Origin of the sequence: Nocardia testacea NBRC 100365 (genome assembly GCF_000308775.1) — a bacterium.
GTDB classification, from domain to species: domain Bacteria; phylum Actinomycetota; class Actinomycetes; order Mycobacteriales; family Mycobacteriaceae; genus Nocardia; species Nocardia testacea.
On sequence record NZ_BAGJ01000103.1, the window covers coordinates 1 to 18665 of the forward strand.

General features: G+C 68.2%; 19 protein-coding genes. 8 read left to right on the top strand and 11 right to left on the bottom strand.

Annotated features, from left to right (window positions below; translation table 11 throughout):
• Positions 1-112 precede the first annotated feature (112 nt).
• A complete protein-coding gene (locus ON38_RS14530; RefSeq protein WP_039825325.1) occupies positions 113-544 on the bottom strand; it encodes a YbaB/EbfC family nucleoid-associated protein in 432 nt (143 codons plus the stop codon).
• Between the two features lie 26 nt (positions 545-570).
• Positions 571-1287 (bottom strand): hypothetical protein, encoded by a 717-nt coding sequence (locus tag ON38_RS36055; RefSeq protein WP_157181781.1) that lies wholly within the window; start codon positions 1285-1287, stop codon positions 571-573.
• Positions 1288-1605: 318 nt separating this feature from the next.
• Here ON38_RS36055 and ON38_RS36060 point away from each other — a divergent pair, with 318 nt between their 5' ends.
• The 4 genes from ON38_RS36060 (at position 1606) to ON38_RS34930 (ending at position 5825) form a co-directional block, all read left to right on the top strand.
• The gene (locus tag ON38_RS36060) at positions 1606-2145 is read left to right on the top strand and encodes a hypothetical protein (protein ID WP_157181782.1); all 540 of its coding nucleotides are present in this window, start codon (positions 1606-1608) and stop codon (positions 2143-2145) included.
• 288 nt (positions 2146-2433) lie between these two features.
• Complete coding sequence (locus tag ON38_RS14540) at positions 2434-4101, top strand: NAD(P)/FAD-dependent oxidoreductase (protein WP_039825427.1); 1668 nt, start codon at positions 2434-2436, stop codon at positions 4099-4101.
• A gap of 12 nt (positions 4102-4113) precedes the next feature.
• Positions 4114-5571 carry an ATP-binding protein gene (locus ON38_RS14545; RefSeq protein ID WP_039825326.1) on the top strand — a complete coding sequence of 486 codons (1458 nt, stop codon included), beginning with the start codon at positions 4114-4116 and terminating at the stop codon, positions 5569-5571.
• A 116-nt stretch (positions 5572-5687) separates the two neighbouring features.
• Entirely contained in the window at positions 5688-5825 is a 138-nt protein-coding gene (locus ON38_RS34930; protein ID WP_281004617.1) for an SDR family oxidoreductase, read from the top strand.
• Between the two features lie 66 nt (positions 5826-5891).
• Here ON38_RS34930 and ON38_RS14555 read toward each other — a convergent pair whose 3' ends face one another.
• On the bottom strand, positions 5892-7037 hold the full coding sequence (locus tag ON38_RS14555) for an FAD-dependent oxidoreductase (protein WP_039825328.1): 1146 nt from the start codon (positions 7035-7037) through the stop codon (positions 5892-5894).
• Positions 7038-7133: 96 nt separating this feature from the next.
• On the opposite strand from ON38_RS14555, the gene ON38_RS14560 reads away from it, so the two are divergent.
• Positions 7134-7706, top strand: a complete 573-nt coding sequence (locus tag ON38_RS14560) for a TetR/AcrR family transcriptional regulator (protein ID WP_039825329.1) — start codon at positions 7134-7136, stop codon at positions 7704-7706.
• 20 nt (positions 7707-7726) lie between these two features.
• On the opposite strand, the gene ON38_RS14565 is transcribed toward ON38_RS14560, so the two are convergent.
• Together ON38_RS14565 and ON38_RS14570 are read right to left on the bottom strand one after the other, a co-directional pair.
• Positions 7727-8893 carry an alpha/beta fold hydrolase gene (locus ON38_RS14565; RefSeq protein ID WP_039825330.1) on the bottom strand — a complete coding sequence of 389 codons (1167 nt, stop codon included), beginning with the start codon at positions 8891-8893 and terminating at the stop codon, positions 7727-7729.
• 73 nt (positions 8894-8966) lie between these two features.
• A complete protein-coding gene (locus ON38_RS14570) occupies positions 8967-9632 on the bottom strand; it encodes a TetR/AcrR family transcriptional regulator (protein WP_051164763.1) in 666 nt (221 codons plus the stop codon).
• Positions 9633-9672: 40 nt separating this feature from the next.
• Between ON38_RS14570 and ON38_RS14575 the strand changes: the two genes are divergently transcribed.
• The gene (locus ON38_RS14575; protein ID WP_039825332.1) at positions 9673-11163 is read left to right on the top strand and encodes a flavin-containing monooxygenase; all 1491 of its coding nucleotides are present in this window, start codon (positions 9673-9675) and stop codon (positions 11161-11163) included.
• Positions 11164-11425: 262 nt separating this feature from the next.
• Here the strand turns inward: ON38_RS14575 and ON38_RS14580 are convergent, their stop codons facing one another.
• The 3 genes from ON38_RS14580 to ON38_RS14590 form a co-directional block, all read right to left on the bottom strand.
• Positions 11426-11752 carry a YbaB/EbfC family nucleoid-associated protein gene (locus tag ON38_RS14580; protein WP_039825333.1) on the bottom strand — a complete coding sequence of 109 codons (327 nt, stop codon included), beginning with the start codon at positions 11750-11752 and terminating at the stop codon, positions 11426-11428.
• 12 nt (positions 11753-11764) lie between these two features.
• Positions 11765-12079 (bottom strand): hypothetical protein, encoded by a 315-nt coding sequence (locus ON38_RS14585; RefSeq protein ID WP_039825334.1) that lies wholly within the window; start codon positions 12077-12079, stop codon positions 11765-11767.
• 325 nt (positions 12080-12404) lie between these two features.
• Positions 12405-13910 carry a hypothetical protein gene (locus tag ON38_RS14590; RefSeq protein ID WP_169333273.1) on the bottom strand — a complete coding sequence of 502 codons (1506 nt, stop codon included), beginning with the start codon at positions 13908-13910 and terminating at the stop codon, positions 12405-12407.
• A 596-nt stretch (positions 13911-14506) separates the two neighbouring features.
• Here ON38_RS14590 and ON38_RS14595 point away from each other — a divergent pair.
• Complete coding sequence (locus ON38_RS14595; RefSeq protein WP_435828220.1) at positions 14507-15673, top strand: lipase family protein; 1167 nt, start codon at positions 14507-14509, stop codon at positions 15671-15673.
• A gap of 92 nt (positions 15674-15765) precedes the next feature.
• Here the strand turns inward: ON38_RS14595 and ON38_RS14600 are convergent, their stop codons facing one another.
• From ON38_RS14600 to ON38_RS14610, 3 genes are all read right to left on the bottom strand, one after another.
• Positions 15766-16050, bottom strand: coding sequence for a hypothetical protein (locus ON38_RS14600; RefSeq protein WP_039825336.1), 285 nt, complete (start codon positions 16048-16050; stop codon positions 15766-15768).
• Between the two features lie 206 nt (positions 16051-16256).
• Positions 16257-16820, bottom strand: coding sequence for a gluconokinase (locus ON38_RS14605; RefSeq protein ID WP_051164803.1), 564 nt, complete (start codon positions 16818-16820; stop codon positions 16257-16259).
• A gap of 290 nt (positions 16821-17110) precedes the next feature.
• A complete protein-coding gene (locus ON38_RS14610) occupies positions 17111-17572 on the bottom strand; it encodes a VOC family protein (RefSeq protein WP_039825337.1) in 462 nt (153 codons plus the stop codon).
• Between the two features lie 397 nt (positions 17573-17969).
• On the opposite strand from ON38_RS14610, the gene ON38_RS14615 reads away from it, so the two are divergent.
• A complete protein-coding gene (locus ON38_RS14615) occupies positions 17970-18569 on the top strand; it encodes a hypothetical protein (protein WP_157181784.1) in 600 nt (199 codons plus the stop codon).
• The last annotated feature ends 96 nt before the right edge of the window (positions 18570-18665 follow it).

Here is an 18665-nt window from a genome sequence, read left to right on the forward strand (position 1 = left end):
CCCCTGCCCATCCACCGCGTTCTACCTTTACTTCATAGGACGGAACTGCTCGTCCCGATGCCTTCCGAGATTAATAAGTCCCCACCGCTGAGAAGGCAGCGAATCCACAGCGTCACTGCGATGAATTCCGCTCGCCACGAAGGAAGCTGCGGACATCGCCCAAGTCGGGTACCTCGGGCACGAGGTCGGAGAAGTCACCCATTTTCTCGAGTTCTTCGGTAGCGGGAGAGATGAGTGCCTGCTGATGTTCGCGAGCGCGCTCGGCCGCCTGCCCGACGGTCTCGACGATCGCGCGGGCCAGCTCCTCAGGGGATTTGCGGAGCGCCGATGGGGTGAGACTCAGTTCGGTGAGTACTCCGCCCGCATCAACGGTCGCTGCCACCGATCGGTCCACCGATTCGGCTCGGATCCGGGTCTCCTCCAGTTGCCGATATGTCTCGGCCAGCCGGGTCTGCTGCTGCTGGAAGGTGTCGAGCAGATCTTCGATCTGGTTCCTCAGCCCATTGTTGGCGTTCAACAGGCCCTCTCTTTTCCACCGGTCCACGGCTGCATCCTATCCGGATAATGTGTTCATCGGTTGTCCGGCAGCGCTGCCCGCGCCATCGCCACCAGCAGCCGATGCAGGGTCTTGGCAGCCGCGGGAGCTTCGCCGCCGGCCAGTTGGACTGCGGCGAAGCCCGCGGCGAGGGCCCGACCGGGCGAGAACATACGATCGTCGAAGCAGTAGTCGCCGAGTTCGGCCCGCCAGGTTCTGTACCCACTGACGATCCGCCCGAGAGTGTCGCCCTGGGCGCCGCTGACTCGTAGATATTCGGTGATCAGCGCCCGCTGTGCTTCTGCCCGGGCGCGCAGCCCGCCGGTCAGGTCCAGCACATGGCCGAGCTCGCGCAGCATGGTCACATACATGGGACGTTGCCGCAGCCGGCTGTCCGCGGGAACGTGGCCGGCCCGGTCGCGGCCGATGAGCACACCGGGGTCCGCGGTCGCGGTCACCTCGAAAACGATCCAGGGTTGCGGAGGCTGCGACGGGTTCACCTCGGCATCCCCGACACCTGTACTCCGATCCTCCGTCCGGGAGAGCGGCCCGGCATCAGCGACCTCGAGCCCGCACAGAATGGCTGGGTGTTCGGCGAGCACCGCGTCGACGGCTTCGGCGATATCCCTGGCCGTCTGCTCGGCGATACCCGCCGTTTCGAATCCGATGATCTCCAGGTCGCGCCGTGCGGCCAGGTCACGCAGGATTTCCATGGCCGCCTCGTCGGTCTCGCGCCGAGCGCCCGCGGCCATCGCCTCCTTGCGCGACGGCGGCGTTCGGCGGGGGTCCGCGTCCGGCTTCGCCGCTGTCGGCGGCCTGTCGGCAGTTCGCGGCGGAACAGCTCGCGGAGGGATCTGACTTTCCGGAGCGGTGGCACCGACCGGCGGGCCGGATCGTGGCACACCCGGTGAATTGCGACCCCAAGGCGTATCGGCCGTTCCGGCGGACGCGGTACGGGCGGCCGTGGGCTTCGGGCTCTCCGGTGCTTTCGGGGGGCTCGCTTCGCTGTTTCCGCGAGTCTGCGCACCTGGTGTCGCAGCCGCCCCCACCGGGGCCGAAGCTCCCGGAGCATGCAGCGGAGGCTGTGGTTCTTGTTCCGGGCCGCCCGGGCCGGCCCCTGGATCGGACCCTGGGTCGGGCGAACCCGGACCATCGGAGCCCGGCTGCTGCTGCTGGGATTGCGGAGCGTCGCCCTGCTGTGCGCGGTCCGCGTCGTCGGTGGCGTCGGGTTGTATGCCGTCGGCGGTATGCTGCCCCGCATCGGCGGCGATCGAGTTATCGGCCGGCCGCGTCGCCCCGGTGGTTTGCTGCGTCGGCACTCCGGTCGGGTCCGCGGAGTTCGCCGCCGGGACGAGAGTGGGGGATATCGACACACCCAGGTCCGTGCCTGCGCCGGGGTAGAACGCCGGATCGGCATTCCGTACCTGCGCGCTCCCGGCGTTGTCCGTCTCCGTGTACGTCCCGGTAGCAGCACGGAGACCGGCGCCGAGAGCGCGGACGCGGTCGACCAGATTCTCGAAACCCGCCATGCCCTGCTCCGCGGTGGGCACGTAGCTTTCCGCGAAGGCTTTGCCGGGCTCGTCGGTACCCCAGGATTCTCCCTCACGTAGTGAGGTCGCCCGCAACTCCGCGAGCATCTGTGCCAGTTCATCGGCCATCTGGTCGAACTCCGCCGCCGAGGCATGCACAGCATCCGGATCGAGCCATAGCGGATCGGTCACTCGACCACCTTTCCTCCGCACCATCACCGGCAGGTTCCGATCAGTGTGGGCGATATCGCGCGCTGCCGCATCCCGCACTCTTCCTGGTCATGGCAATCGGCCTCCCCGACCCCGGTCCCGACCGGATATCGGCCGCGCGCCGACGACGGCCGCGCGGCGACGCGGCATACTCGTCAGGTGAGCTCTCCCGCGACCAGCAAGCCCGCCATCCTCAGCGTCGACGACGACCCCGGGGTGTCCCGGGCCGTAGTCCGTGACCTGCGGCGCCGGTACGGCGCCGAGTACCGGATCCTGCGCGCCGAGTCCGGCCCACAGGCGCTCGAGGTGCTGCGCGAGATGAAACTGCGCGGCCAGCCCGTCGCGATACTCATCGCCGATTTCCGGATGCCGGGTATGGACGGTATCGAGTTCCTCGAACAGGCGATGGACCTCGACCCCTACGCCCGCCGGGTGCTGCTCACCGCCTACGCCGACACCAATGCCGCCATCGACGCCATCAATGTCGTCGATCTCGATCACTACCTGCTCAAACCATGGGATCCGCCGGAGGAGAAGCTGTACCCGGTGCTGGACGGCCTGCTGGATGCCTGGCGCAGCAGCGAGCACCGGCCGGTGCACGGGACCAAGGTCATCGGTAACCGCTGGTCACCGCGATCGTCGCAGGTCAGAGAGTTCTTGGCGCGGAATCAGCTGCCCTACCGCTGGTTCCTGGCCGACGAGCCGGAAGGCGCGCGCCTGCTCGAGGCCGCCGGGGCCGACCCGCGCCGCTGCCCGGTGGTGATCACCGAGGGCGGACAGGCGCTGGTCCAGCCCAGTGACGGCGAGCTGGCCGCCAGTGTGGGACTCAGCACCGAACCGGCCGGCGACTTCTACGACCTCATCGTGGTCGGTGGCGGGCCGGCCGGGCTGGGCGCCGCGGTGTACGGCGCCTCCGAGGGACTGCGCACCGTACTGGTCGAGCGCACGGCCACCGGCGGCCAGGCGGGTCAGAGTTCGCGTATCGAGAACTACCTGGGCTTCCCGGACGGGCTGTCCGGGGCGCAGCTGGCCGACCGGGCGCGCCGCCAGGCGGCGAAGTTCGGGGCCGAGGTGGTCACCACGCGCGAGGTGGTCGGGCTGGAGGTGAACGGATCGGCCCGGACGGTACGTTTCGCCGACGGCGGCGCCCTGTCCGCCCACACGGTCATCATCGCGACCGGCGTGGACTACCGGCGCCATCCGGCGGCCGGTGTGCACGAGTACACCGGGCGCGGGGTCTACTACGGGTCGGCCATGACCGAGGCCGCCGAATGCGCCGGTCACGACGTCTATATCGTCGGCGGGGCGAATTCGGCCGGGCAGGCGGCGATGTTCCTGTCCCGCAACGCGCGCACGGTGCACCTGGTGGTGCGCGGTGACTCGCTGGAGAAGTCCATGTCGCACTATCTGATCCAGCAGATCGCCCAGGTGCCCAATATCCGGGTGCATACCGAGACCGAGGTGGTCGCGGTGGACGGTGACGACCATCTGGACGCGCTGGTCCTGCGCGACAACCGATCCGGCACCGAGGAGAAGGTGCCCGCCGAACGGCTGTTCCTGTTCATCGGCGCCGCCCCGCAGACCGACTGGCTCGACGGAGTGGTCCACCGCGATCCCGCGGGGTACGTCCTGGCGGGCCCGGATCTGCTGGTCGACGGCGACCGGCCGAAGGGCTGGGAGCTGCCGCGGCCGCCGCATCATCTGGAGACCAGCGTGCCGGGGGTTTTCGTGGCCGGGGACGTCCACGCCGAATCCGCCAAGCGAGTGGCCTCGGCCGTCGGAGAGGGCGCCATGGCCGTCATGCTCGTGCACCGCTACCTGGCATAGAGGAGACCGAGAATGAGCATCTGCGATCCCACCGAACTGCGGTCGCTGTTCCTGTTCGAGAAACTCGACGATGAGCAGCTCGAGTGGTTGTGCGCCGACGGCCGCGTCGAAACCGTGGAACCGGGCCCGGTGTACCAGGAGGGCGATCCGGCGACCTGCTTCTATGTGCTCATGGACGGCGAGGTGCGACTCACCAAACTGTCCGGGGGCCGGGAGATCGAGATGGTGCACACCGACCATCGCGGCTCCTATGCCGGAGCGTGGACGGCGTATCTGGGCGAGCGGGCCGAGACCCACTACAGCAGTTCGCTCTACGTGACGCGGACGTCACGCTTCTTTGTGCTGGACGCGCAGATCTTCTCCCGGATGATGCACGAGTGGTTCCCGATGGCGGTCCATCTGCTCGAGGGCGCGTTCTTCGGCAACCGCAACACCAATGCGCGGATCGCCCAGCGGGAGCGGCTGCTCGCACTCGGTTCGCTGTCGGCGGGGCTCACCCACGAACTGAACAATCCGGCCGCGGCCGCGGTCCGCGCGACCTCGGGCCTGCGCGACCGGATCGCGGGGATGCGCCACAAACTCGCCATGATGGCGCAGGGCAAATTCGATACCGCGGTCCTGGAGACCCTGGTGCGGTTGCAGGAGGAGGCGGCCGCCCAGGTCGCCAAGGCACCGGAGCTGTCGCCGCTCGAGGCGGCCGACCGGGAGGATCTGCTCGGCGATTGGCTCGAGGACCACGGGATCCGCGACGGCTGGGAACTGGCACCGAACTATGTCCAGGCCGGATTCGACACCGATTGGCTCGAACGGGTGGCCGCCACCCTCGAGGGGTGTCCGCCGCAGGTGCTCGAAGGGGCGTTCCGCTGGCTGAACTACACCATCGAGACCGAACTGCTGATGAACGAGATCGCCGACTCGACCACCCGGATCTCGACGCTGGTGGACGCGGCCAAACAGTATTCCCAGATGGACCGGGCTCCGTTCCAGGTGGTGGACCTGCACGAACTGCTCGACAGCACGCTGGTGATGCTCAGCCGCAAGATCGGTGACTCGATCGAGGTCGTGAAGGACTACGACCGGACCCTGCCCCAGGTCCCCTGCTATGCCGCCGAACTCAACCAGGTGTGGACCAACCTGATCGACAACGCGGTCTACGCGATGGGGGGCCACGGGACACTGACCCTGAGCACCCGGCTCGAGAACGACTGCGCGGTCGTAGTGGTCGCCGATACCGGGCCCGGTATCCCGGCCGAGGTGCAGGGCCGCATCTTCGAACCGTTCTTCACCACCAAACCGGTCGGCGAAGGGACCGGGCTCGGCCTCGATATCTCGTTCCGCATCGTCGTGGACAAGCACGGCGGGGACATCCGGGTCGATTCGCGACCCGGCGATACCCGTTTCACGGTGTGGCTTCCGCTCTCCCGCGCCACGGACGAGCCCGCGGACACGGCCGACGCGGATGTCGAATGAACGGACGGGACCGGCCGGCCGACAGCGGAACCCCTGCGCCGGCCACAATTCCCGGCCGCCGGTGGTATCCCGGAGTTCTTCCCTGATATCCCGGAGACCGAACCGGCCCGGCAGGCATCGTCGATGCCACCATGCTCGGACGGGCGGCAACCCTTTCCGATATCGGCCATGTCGCCGCCTTCGCGGCCTCCGATCGGGCCCGCTCGATCACCGGCACTCAGATCAATATCTCCTGCGGAGCCAGCGGCGCCTGATCCGGCCGCGCCGGTCCACTGCCCGCGCAGTGGACCGGCATCACTCTGTCCCGGGAGTCCGCCGAGTCAGCGGCGGTCGAGACCGGACAACCGCCAGGCGAGCTTGTTGCGCACCAGCGCCGGGCGGCCCACCAGACGCATGACCAGATTGCGGATCGGGCGCACCGCGGCGGGCATGGTCGCCAGGGCGGTGAGCCGACCGGCGATCGTGACCACCGACTCCGTATTGCGGCGACGGCCGGCGGCGTGCTCGTCGAGCAGTTCCGGCGACTCTCCGCCCAGTACTCGGGAGAGCGTGGTCGCGGCGGTGACGGCGTCCTCGATTCCGAGGTTCATCCCCTGTCCGCCGGCCGGTGAGTGCACATGGGCGGCGTCGCCGGCCAGCAGGATGCGACCGTCACGGAAACGGTCGGCGATACGGTGGTGCACGCGGAAACGCGAGCCCCAGACCACTTCCTCGACCACCGCGGGCCGGTCCTTCGGGCCACGCTCGTCGAGCAGCCGCTGGATGAAGGCGACGTCGGGCTCGTGCGGCGCCTCGTCCACGGTGGCCACGATCCGGTACATATCGTCGGGCAGCGGCGCCACGACCACCAGCCCGGCCGGAGAGAAGTACAGGATCACCTCGTCCTCGGGGACCCCGCCGGAGACCCGGACGTCGGCCAGGCTGAACGATTCGGCATAGCTGCCGCCGGTGAATCCGATACCGGCCTGTTCGCGCACTGTGCTGTGCAGCCCGTCCGCGCCGATCAGATAGCGGGCACGGATCCGCTCCCCGTCGGCGAGGGTGGCCGTCACGAGGTCGGCGTCCTGGGCCACCGCGGTCACCTCGACCGGGCGCCGCACCGGTACCCCCAGTTCGGTCAGCCGGGCCAGGATGAATTTCTCGGTATCGGCCTGCGAGATCATCAGCGTGTAGGGGTAGGGGGTGGGCAGCCGGTCGAAGGGAACGGCGATCAGCACCTGATCCCGGTCCCGGATGGTGAAATCGGGCGTGTGCAGCCCACGGTCGACCAGCGGCCGCGTCACCCCGTAGGGCTCCAGCAACTCGAGGGTGTGGGGGTGAACCACCGCCGCCCGAGAGGTGTTCGCCCCTTCGGCCTGGCTGTCGACGATCACGACATTGTGGCCGAGCTGGGTCAGTACGACAGCGGCGGTGAGACCGACCGGGCCCGCGCCGACGATGAGGACATCTGCGATTTCGGTGGTCATCGTTCTACCCGCTCTCAGTAGGTCAACACTTGTTGGCATCGAGCGTATGCCGGGTCGCGCACTGTTGTCAACACTTGTTGGCCTACACTTGTTGGCATGAGAAGGACCTCGGAAGAAACAAAAGCGGTCATCCTCACCGCGGCCCGCGAGCGCTTCGCCGCCGACGGGTACGACCGCGCGACGATCCGGGCGATCGCCGCCGACGCCGGCATCGACCCGGCCATGGTGATGCGGTACTACGGCAACAAGGAACGACTGTTCGCCGCCGCGGCCGAATTCGATCTGGAACTACCGAATCTCACGGAAATTCCCCGCGATCGGATCGGCCCCGCCCTGGTGGCCCACTTCCTGGATCGCTGGGAACGCGACGAAACCCTGCTGATCCTGCTGCGAGCCGGAGTCACCAATCCCGCGGCGGCCGACCGCATGCGATCGATCTTCGCGACACAGCTGGGTCCGGTGCTCGCCAAGGCCGGCGACGATCCCCGGGAGGCACCCATTCGCGCCGGTCTGGCGGCCTCCCAGATCCTGGGTATGGCGCTGTGCCGCTTCGTCCTGGCATTTCCGCCGGTGGCCACCATGACCGGGCCCGAGGTCATCGCCTGGCTGGGGCCGACGATCCAGCGCTACCTGACCGGGCCGGCCCCGGAGGTCGCCCCGGCCCGCTGATCACCGGTCGCGAGGCGGCGCTACCGGTGCCAGGCCGGCACCGCGCCGGCGACACTGCTGATCCGCGCCTGGTACCGCTCCACGAACGGCAGCACCTGCTGCGCGATCACCTTGTTGTATTCGGCGGGACGCTGGCGCGGATTCGCGTGTCCGGTGCCCCGCGGTTTCACGACCAGCAGATTCCCGTTCACTCCCCCGACCTTGTCGATCAGGACCCGCTGGGTGCGCACGACATCCACCACAGGGTCCCGGCTCCCGTCGTGCGGGCGGATGAAGACGATGGCCGGCCGTGGTTTGCCATGCGCCGGCTTGGACACCGCACGCAGATCGTCGGTCGCTCCACCGGCCACGATCGCCAGGAATTGTGCCTCGATCAAACCATTGCTGGCAGCGTCGGCGTTGAAAATCTTGTCCCGCAGCACCTGGCCCACAGCTGTCCGGAACTCGTCGAAGCGGATACCCGGGACACCGCTGTGGTCGAGGAAACTCTCCCGGCGCGCATAGGTTTCCACCGCGGTACGCAGGCCCCGGCTCTCCCGGGCACCGGGCAGCCAGCCCATCCAGCGCACCATGTCCTCGCCCAGGCCGCGGCTCTCCGGACGGACCGCGTCGAGATCCAGCGGTGTGCAGTCCAGCAGCACACCCACCAATCTGCGGTCGCTGCCGATATGGATGTGCTCGGCGACCTCGAGCGCGATCACACCGCCCATACTGTGCCCGGCCAGTACGATATTGCGCACCCCCGCCATGGCCGCGGCCCGGATGATCAGGTCGGCGATCACCTCGGTGTCGATACCGCGGTTGTCGTAGCGGATCGCCCAGACCGCGCCCATCTCGCGCAGCGCCGGCAGCGCGGCGGCCGTATCGCCGGCATTGAGACTGCCGAGCCCCACCAGATCCACGACGGCGGTATCACGTCTACCCGGGTCCGCCGGTTCGGCGATCGGCAACAGCGCGGGCTCGGTCAGCGCGAGGCGTACGCGCTCCGGCTCGACATCGTGCTCCCAGTACTGTGCGAACGCGACACCGACGATCATCAGCAGTGCTGCTACCCGATACAACGCCAGTCTGGTGCGGCGCAACGTCTTCCATCCGTGGCCCGGACGCGTCTCGCGCAATCTGGCCCGGCGACGTTCGTCACTCCAGTCCGCGACGGTGGACGGATGCCATTCGTCCAACGGCGACATGCTTCCACTGTATGTGCCCGCGCGCCGGCCCTCCGGGCAGCGCCGCGGTGAGACTTACCGCACCGCCGCGATATCAGTCCTTACGGACACCGTCGACCAGCAGTCGTCGGATCGCCCGGTTCAACGCGGCGATGGCCGCCTCGTCCGGATCGCGCAGCCCGTGCACCACCCCGGCGAGCAGCATCCCCGTCACCGCCCGGGCGGTGTTGATCGTGTCGAGATCCGCGCGCAGATAGCCCAGTTCGACGCCGTGGTCCAGATATCCGGCGGTCAGCGCGTCGGCGGTGTCGAGCAGCCCGTAGAGACGCTGGGTGAGTTCGTCGTCGATGCCGGTGGCGTGGAACAGCAGCAGCTGGGCGACGCGCCGATCCTCCAAGAGTATACGGCTCAGCGCGGCGCCGATCCGGTCGATCTGCTCCCGGTACTGATCCAGGGTGGCCGCGGCATCGGGCGCGTTGTCGGTCCCCAGCGCGTCGATGATCCGGGCGGCCAGATCGTCGATCACATGGTCGATGATGTCGCGCTTGTTGCTGAAGTAGCGGTAGAAGGTGCCGTGGCCGATGCCCAGTGCGGTCGCGATATCGGCGATCCCGGTCGCGTGGTAGCCCTTCTCGGCGAAACAGACGAAGGCGGTATCGATGATCTCCTGGCGCAGCTCGGCCTTGCGGCGTTCTGCCCTCGTGGATGGCTTCGTCACGCTCCTGATGATACTGTCATCACAAGCGGAATGATGCGTCATTCTGTGATAAACCGTTCAGCAGAGCAGCAGGAGGTTCGGCGTGGCACCTCGATACGACGCCGTGGTGGTCGGCGCGGGGTTCGGTGGTATGGGGGCCGGAATCCAGCTCGACCGCCTCGGCCTGCACAATTACGTGATCCTCGAGCGGGAGTCCGATCTCGGTGGCACCTGGCATGTCAACCGGTACCCCGGTCTGGCCGTGGATATCGCCTCGGTGACCTACTCCTACTCCTTCGAACCCAACCCGAACTGGTCGCGCCTGTTCGCACCGGGCGCGGAACTGAAGAAGTACGCCGAACACGTCGCCGACAAATACGGCCTGCGCGAGCGGATGCGTTTCGGCACCTCCGTCGACAGCGCCCGCTGGGACGCCGAACACCAGTACTGGGTGGTCGCCTGCGCCGGCGGCGAAACGCTGACCGCGCGCTATCTGCTGACCGCGACCGGTTTCCTCTCCCAGCCCTACACCCCGCCGTTCCCCGGTATCGACACCTTCGCCGGCAAGATCATCCACACCACGGCATGGGACGGCACCTACGACCTCACCGACCGCCGGGTCGCGATCGTCGGCACCGGCGCCACCAGTGTGCAACTCGTTCCCGAGGTCGCGGACCGGGCCCGCGAGCTCACCGTGTTCCAGCGGACCCCGATCTGGGTGGTACCCAAGGTCGATATGCCGATCCCGCCCGCGGTCCAGCGCCTGTTCGCCCGCGTCCCGATCACCCAGAAGGCCGCGCGGCTGGCCAATACCACCGCACTGGAAGCGCTCATGGTGATCGGCGTCCTGCACTACAAACAGGCCAAACCGTTGAACAAGGCGGCGGCCCTGCTGGCCAAGGCACATCTGCGCGCCCAGGTCCGCGACAAGCGGACGCGCGAGCGGCTCACTCCCGACTACGATTTCGGCTGTAAACGCCCGACCTTCTCCAACCGCTACTTCGCGACCTTCAACGAACCGCACGTCCGGCTGGAGACCGACGGTATCGAACGGATCGAACCGGACGGGATCGTCACCGCCACGGGCACGAAGACCGAGATCGACACCCTCGTGCTGGCCACCGGGTTCAACCTCTGGGATGTGAACTTCCCGGCCATCGAGATCATCGGCCGCGACGGAGTGGACCTCGGTAAATTCTGGCGGGACAATCGTTTCCAGGCATACGAGGGCATCACGGTCCCGAAGTTCCCGAACTTCCTCAGTCTGAACAGCCCCTATTCCTACAGTGGCCTGTCCTACTTCACCACCATCGAGGCACAGATGAAACATATGGCCAGGCTCTTCGGCGAGCTGGCCCGCCGCGGCGAGACCACCTTCGAGGTCACCGAACGCGCCAATACCGAGTTCCTGGACCGCGTCACCGGCAAACTCGGTTCCTCGGTGTTCTACGGCGGCGACTGCGCCACCGCCCGCAGCTACTATTTCAACCAGCACGGCGAAGCGGCACTGCTACGGCCGACCAGTACGGTCAACGCTCACCGCGAGGCGGTGCGGTTCCCGTTGGACGACTATCGGTACGGCCGAACGGCCTGAGTGACGCCACTACCCGCCGAGACCGGTGCCCACCGTCGCGGGCCGCGCGTGAACGCCGGCCGGGATCGCCACCGGCGTCTCGCCCGACTACGCCGCGGCGGCCACAGAAGTTACGACGGGTCCGGCTCGGCGCCCCGCCGGTGGGCGCACGGCGGGGACGCGCACCGGCGACGATTTCGAGGTCTGCAATCGCCCCGTCCGACGAGAGCAAATGCTTTCCTCCGGCGGGAAGGCGCGTATCGCCTCGACGACTCGGCCCGTCTCAGCTTCGGTGGCCCCCGTCGGCCGCGGTCTCCGCGAGTTCGCTGTTGAAGGCGTTCACCAGCTCGGCACGCTGGGCAATGGCCAGATGCGCCGCCCGGCCGGCCGTCGCGACCACCGCCGATTCGAACTCGTGCGGCGTCATTTCCGCGATCGCCTCGGTAAAGGACAGGTCACGGAGCTTGGTATTCCCGTCGACCTCGACAGTGATGGCACCATCGGGCGAGGTCTCGCGCACACGGATCGCCGAGAGTTCGTTCCCGAGATCACGCATCAGGTTCAGCTGCCGGTTCACCCTCGCCTCGAGCGCATCCATCGCTTCGCTCATCGGCTCTCCACCTCAGACCGAGCGCAGCCAGCTCTGCGGCTCGTAGTCGTGCTCGGATTCCTCCAGATACTCCTCGCGCGCGATATCCTCCGCGGTGGGCAGACCGGTCAGCGCGAGCATGTCACTGCTCATCCCCGCTTCCTCCAGCTGCCTTCGCTGCGAGAGCCCCGCGCGACCGGCCGCTCGATGGCACAGCCACAGGATCTCCGCCGCCAGCTCACCCGGGACCCGGCGCAGTTCGCCGGCTTCTATGTCGATCTTGATCGGCAGGCCCTGGTCGGTGGTTTCCACCGCGATGGAACCGCTTCGCGACGCGGCTGTTCTCATGGCACCTCGGTCATTCGTCGGTTCAGCGCATCATAGACCTCATCCAAATCACGAGCCGGCTCTCTTCTGGCCGGCGGCGGGAAGCCGGGGAACCGGACCGATGGCATGCGCAGGCCGGGATGTGCCGTTCGTCGATGAGGCCAAGGGCAGCGCAGGCTTACCGGGCGGCTCTCACCCGCCAACCCATTACGGCAAGGGCGGTGGCGGAAGACTTCGCGGAGGCGATCGGCCGAGTACTCGGCCGACAGAGGCCGATACCGGGGCTCGACCCACTGCCCCGACCGAGTCGGCTGACCTCCGGCTGCTTTCTGGCCACAACCGTCGCTCACACCGTCGCTCCCCGACGTTCCTGGTAGCGCTGCTCGAACTCTTCGATGAATTTCGTCGGGGCGACCGACGAGGAGGAGTGTTCGAGTAGGCCGTCGTCGGCGATGTAGAAGATCGCCCGGCCGATCGCGATCTCCCCGCGGGGTACCGGCACGTACACCATCCAGCCGCAGCTGAACCGGTCGGCCACCAGCTGGTCGAGCGGGTAGCCGGTAGTATCCAGGCCCCGGCTCTCGATGTACCCGCGCACCCGGAAGATCGCCTCGTCGTCCGACATCCGCGGCGGTAGGGAGGTCACCACTCCCGCGAGACCCAGCTGGTACATGGCGCCGTCGATATCGAACTGCTCCTCGCCGAAGAGAGCGACCAGGGTTTCGCGGGTCACCACCCCGACCTCGGCGGCCGAGACCAGCGCGGCGGCGGCGGCGCGGTGCTGCGCTGTCGGCTCCTGCGCGGCCAGTCCCGCGAGAATGCCGGCCACCGTATCGGCCGTCCACACGCCGGGCACCGCGGTCGCGCAGGCCTCCGCGGACGGCGATTCCCCGCGATACCAGCGCCCACCCTCCCACCAGTAGACGAACGACAGCAGGCCGGCGGCCGAGCGCGGGTTGAGTACCGGGTCGGCGACCCATTCGGGCGCACCCGCGAAGAAGCGTGGCATCGGGGCGCCGTCGTTGTACGCGGCGTCCAGCTCGGGTGCCTCCCAGACCCCACCCGAGAGCACCGCCCGTCCGCCCGGCAGGCTGTACAGCGTCGAACCACCGCGGCGGGAACTCTCGAACCACCCCATACCGGGCAGTACCCGCGGGCCCCAGTCGGAACGGGCCGCGACGAAGCCCGCGGAGATACACGCCCACCGGGCCCACATCTGCGGGAAGTCCGGGAACTCGTTCTCGGCCATCGTCGGCCACACTCTCGCGGCACGATCCGCGCGCGCGTCCCGCGCGGCCTCCTGCGGTGTGCGCATCTGCCGCTCCGCGTGCCCGATATAGGCAGCCAGCCAGACCGGCAGCGATTCCCGGGGAAATTCGTCCACGTCCGCGCGGTATGCCTCGGGCTCGAAGAGCTGAGCGTCCGGAAACGGCTCGTCCCCGAAGTCGTAATCGACCTCGAGCTCCCCCGCGGCGCTCAGCCGCAGCAGCAGGCGCCACCACGGCTCCCCGTCCAGTTCGGCGACCAGTGCCCGGTGTTCGCGGACCTTGTCGAGGACCGGCGCGGCGGGCTCGGTACGCGTCGTATGTTCCCGGCCGGTGTAGACCACCTCGGCGAAGACCGCGGTGGGGGTGAGCGCGAAAACGGCGTCGAGCTGCCGCCACTCGGAGGGACCCGCTTCGCCCAGTGCGGTGGCGATCTCCCACACGAGAACACGATCACGGCCTTCGACCTCGACGGGAGCCACGTCTGCAGGGGACTCACCGGGCTCACCACTCGGCGGCAGACCGACATCGATATCCGGTTTCTCGTCCCCGGCGCCCGCCGGGCTGCCCTTGCTCTGATCGCTCACTACTTACTTCCGCCGGTCTTCCTTGTCCGCACCGTCGCCGACCACCGGAATTTTTTCATGACAACACGAATTTTTCATCCCGGCAACGGGAAGGTCGGTCGATGTCCGAGCCGTCGGCAACCGGACTCGCCGGACGGGCCGTGCCCCTCGCTGCCCGCGCTCCCGACCGCCGCTCACCTGCCGATCTCCGAAGGGACCGACCGCGGGCCGTACCAACATTCCCGGGGCCGCAACATCGTGGCTCGCGGGAACGGCCACTGTGCCGGCTCCAGTGGTATCCGGGTTTCCTTATGAATTCGCGCAAAATCCCTTGGCGCCCTTCGGCAAGATCACACTTTTCGCCCGCGCACGTCGTATCGTTGCTCGTCGAGCCGAACTCGGATGCGGTCACAAGCCGGAGCAGACGTTCGTTCGAGCGATGGATCCGGCCACGCGGATCGTCGCCGCGGTACACCTGTACGACAGCGACCGGAGCCGTTCGCTGCCACCACCGCGCACCCCCTCCACGGCGACCGTCGCGGCATCACGAATGCCGGGCCGGACGCCGGTCGATCCCAGCTGTCCGAAAGAAGAACGTGTCCAGAGTTTCCACCCGCATCCTGGTGCTGCTGTTGACCCTCGTCTCGGTCGGGGTTCTCGGTGGTGCCGCCACCGCCGAACCGCTCTATCCACAACCGGATCCGGACCCCTTCTACACCGCACCCCCCGATCTCGCCGAACTGCGGCCCGGCGAGGTGGTGCGCACCCGCAAGATCGATACCGGTATGTACGTGGGCACCGAAGGCTGGCAGGTAGCCTTCCGGTCCACGAATTCCCTGGGTAACCCGATCATGGGTATGACCACGGTGCTGCTACCCGCCGGCGTGAAGAACCCGCCATTGGTCTCCTACCAGGCCCTGATCAATTCGCTCGGCACCCGGTGCAACCCGTCCCGGTCGCTGTTCAACGGTGAACTACAGGATGCGGTCGGCGCGATGCTGCCCATCGGACGCGGCTGGGCCATCTCGGTGCCCGACTATCTCGGACCGAATGTCGCCTACGCGGCCGGCCGGCTCAGCGGAATGGTCACCCTCGACAGTGTCCGCGCCGTACAGCGGGTCGCCGAACTCGGCCTCGCGGAATCCCCCGTCGCCCTGGCCGGGTACTCCGGGGGCGGCCTGGCCACCGGTTGGGCCGCGGCCCTGCATCCCACCTACGCGCCCGAGCTGAAGATCGCCGGCGTCGCCGCGGGCGGTATCCCCGCCGACCTGGAGCAGATGGCGCTGGGCCTCGGTTTCGCCCCGCACCCGGGTTTCGGGCTGGCCTTCGCCGCGGCGATGGGACTCGAGCGGGAGTATCCGGACCGGCTGCCGATCTCCGACCAGCTCAACGAGAACGGGCTGTGGTTCCGGGAGTTCACCCATGACGCCTGCCGGCGGTTCCTGCTCTTCCACGGCGCTTTCCGCAGTGCCGAACAGATGGCCGCGTCCAAGAGCCTGATGGACAGCCCCGAAGCACATCAGGTCCTGCGGGAGAACAGCCTGCGCTACTTCGACGGTGTCCCGACCGCACCGACCTATCTGTGGCACGGCCGCTACGACGAGCTCACCCCCTACGACGGGGTGGCCGAGTTCGCCGACCGCTACTGCCGCGCGGGCGCACCGGTGAAACTCACCACCTACGACATCGCCGAACATATGACCGCCGCCGCCGCGGGTTTCGCCGACGCCTGGAACTTCGTGGAAGCCAGGTTCCGCGGTGAACCGGTGGCCAAGGGCTGCTGAGCAAGCCGCCCCACCGATGTGATGCGGCCTGTGCCGTGGGTTCACCGGCCAGGCCGCACCGGCGTCGGGCCGTGGCGGTGCGCTACCGCGGTTCAGCTGTCCGTTCCCCGCTCCACCAGCCGGGGATGGTCAGGGTGACCGGCGATCGAATACTGCGTGGCGAGCCGGCGTAGTCCGGCCAGATCCGTCGGGTCCGACATCACCTCGGTATCGAGATCGAGGATGAAGTGCCCGGGCCGGACGAACCGCGCCGAGCGGCCGATATCGCCGTCGGGGTGCTCGACGGTGACGACGCCGGAGACCGCGGTGATCCGGCCGTCCTGGCGGTGAAGAGATAGATCCTGTTCTCCCGGCCCCAATCGCCGCCCGCCGTCCACCAGTGGTCGGTTTCCCCCGGGGCCAGCGGACCACCGAAATTACAGAACGAACCACGCCAGTTCAGCGGCACAACCTGGACCATCAGGCCTCCCTGGAAAGATCGGCGAAAATGCCGTCACATCACCCGGGTGGTACTTCGAGGGTCGAACCGGTTCGTGGCCATTATCGCCCACCCGGGCGGCGGCTGTCACGGAGGGAACGCGGCTCACCGACCGGGACGGCGCTCCGCGGCGTGCTCGCGCAGCGACCGCATCGCCACCTCCACCGCGTGCCCGGCATTGCGGCTGCCGTGCAGGGCGACACCCCGCTCTCCCGGTTGCAGGGGTTCGAGCGCGGCGAGCTGGGAATCCAGCAGCGCGGCCGGCATGAAATGTCCGGTCCGGCCCGTCAGGCGTGCCAAGAGTTCCTCGCGATCGGCGGTCAGGAGCAGGAAATAGGTATCCGGCGCCCCTGTCCTCAGCAGGTCGCGATAGCGGCGTTTGAGCGCCGAACAGGCCATCACACCGCCGGTCCCCTCGGCGTCGCGGGCCCGCAGCCAATCGCCGACCGCGACCAGCCACGGCTCCCGGTCCCTGTCGTCGAGTGGGATACCCGACGCCATCTTGTCGATATTGGCGCGAGGGTGGAGATCGTCCGCGTCGGCGAAGGGCACGCCGAGCCGCCGGGCCAGCAGCCGGGCCGTCGTGGTCTTGCCGGTCCCCGAAACGCCCATCACCACGACACACGGGGAGTCGGGCAGGGAGCGTTGCGTCGGTTCCACGACCGTCATCGCTTTCTCTCGGTCCCGGGCGCCGCGCACCGAGCACCACGGACGGCCGGTGTACCGCCCCACCGCGGGTGCTCCGGTCGCACAGCCGGGCATCGCCGGTGGATCATCGAAAACTGCATCTTCGGCCCTCCTGCGCGCACGGATGATCGGTAGGGCATGCCGACGGATATCGATGTCAACGTAACAGCAGGTTCCGGGGCCGTGCGCGACCGTCGAGCGGATCGCCGGCCTCGACGCTGCGCGATGCTCTTTCTCAGGAGCACGCAGCCGTCGCGCGCCGGCGGTCCGGGTCAGTCCAGGCAGAACTCGTTCCCTTCCGGGTCTGCCATCACGATGAATCCGGTCTCCAGTGGCGGGGCGGGCTCGTGCCGGCGGATCCGGGTCCCGCCGAGCGCGACCAGCCGGTCGCATTCGGCCTCGAGCGCGGCCATCCGCTCATCTCCCCGCAGCCCCGGCGCCACCCGGACATCGAGATGGACGCGGTTCTTGGCGACCTTGTCCTCGGGCACCTGCTGGAAGAAGAATCGAGGGCCGTTCCCGTCGGGGTCCTCGATGGCCGACCTCGACGCCCGCTGCGGCTCCGGGACGCCGATGCCGGCGAGGAACTCGTCCCACGCGGCGAGTGGATCGGCATCCGCCGACAGTTCGACTCCCGGCGGACCGGGATGGATATAGCCCAGAACCTCGCGCCAGAACGACGACAGTGCGTGTGGGTTGTGGGCATCGAAGGTGACCTGGATACCGCGGCTCATCGGATTGCTCCGTTCCCAGAGAGGTGAGTGTGCACATACGTGTGGCCAGTCTGGCAGGCCCGGCGGACACGATCGGTCCGCAATACCGTGACGCAGACGATAACGATGGAACAGACGCCGGCGAGCGAGGTCCCGTCGAACGGGTTCGTACACCTGTGCGGGCCGGGTCCGGTTCCCGGGCGTGCCGCGCCACCCGGGTCGACGGGCGTGCTCGCTTCGCCGGGGTTCCCGGCGGCCGGTTTCTCGGTCTGAATTCGTTGGTGCGAAACATCTTCCGGGTTTTCGGTCGGAATCGCCGCGCGAATTGCGCTCCCGGCCGGACACACCCGATGCGGACAGAACAGCCGGGTAATGGTTCAATTCCCGGCGTACGACCCGGAGCGCAGGAGGAAATCGAATGGCAGTGCGTTACTCGAAAAGAGAACAGACCAAACTCGTCAACCGAGTGAAAAAACTCCTCGCCCAGGGTAAATCCATCAATGCGGCGTGCACGCAGGTCTCCGAGCGTGAAGGCGGGCTCCCCGCCACGAATACCCTCGCCAATTGGGTCCGCGCCGCGGGACTTTCCGAAAGCACTGAGACCACACCCGTCGTGGACACCCCCGCGCCCGCGAAACCCCGGCGCCGCACCCGCGCGGCCGGCAAGGTGACCGCGAAACCCGCCACCGGTTCCGCGGCGGCGCAAGCCACTCCGGAACCGGCGGAGACCGCCGGCGCCGTGGTGGCCGAGCCCATCGACCCGGCATCGGAGACCACCGCCGAGCCCATCGACCCGGCACCGGAATCCGTCGCCGATCCCATCCGGCCGGCACCGGAGACCACCGCCGAACCCACGGCCGAACTCGTCCGGGTGCGCCCCGCGGATACCACCGTGGACTCCGCGCACGAACTCGACGATCTCCTCGACGAGAACCACCGGCTGCGCACCGCGTTGAACGAGGCCAACCGCGAGATCCGCGCCATGCGCGACCTTCTCGTCGTCTACGCGAGCCGGTAGCCCGGCAATCCGCTCGTGGTCCGCGGCTGCCGTCACGGAGCCCCGGGCGGGCCCGTCGCCACGGGAAATCCAGTGGCGACGGGCCCGCCGGACGAG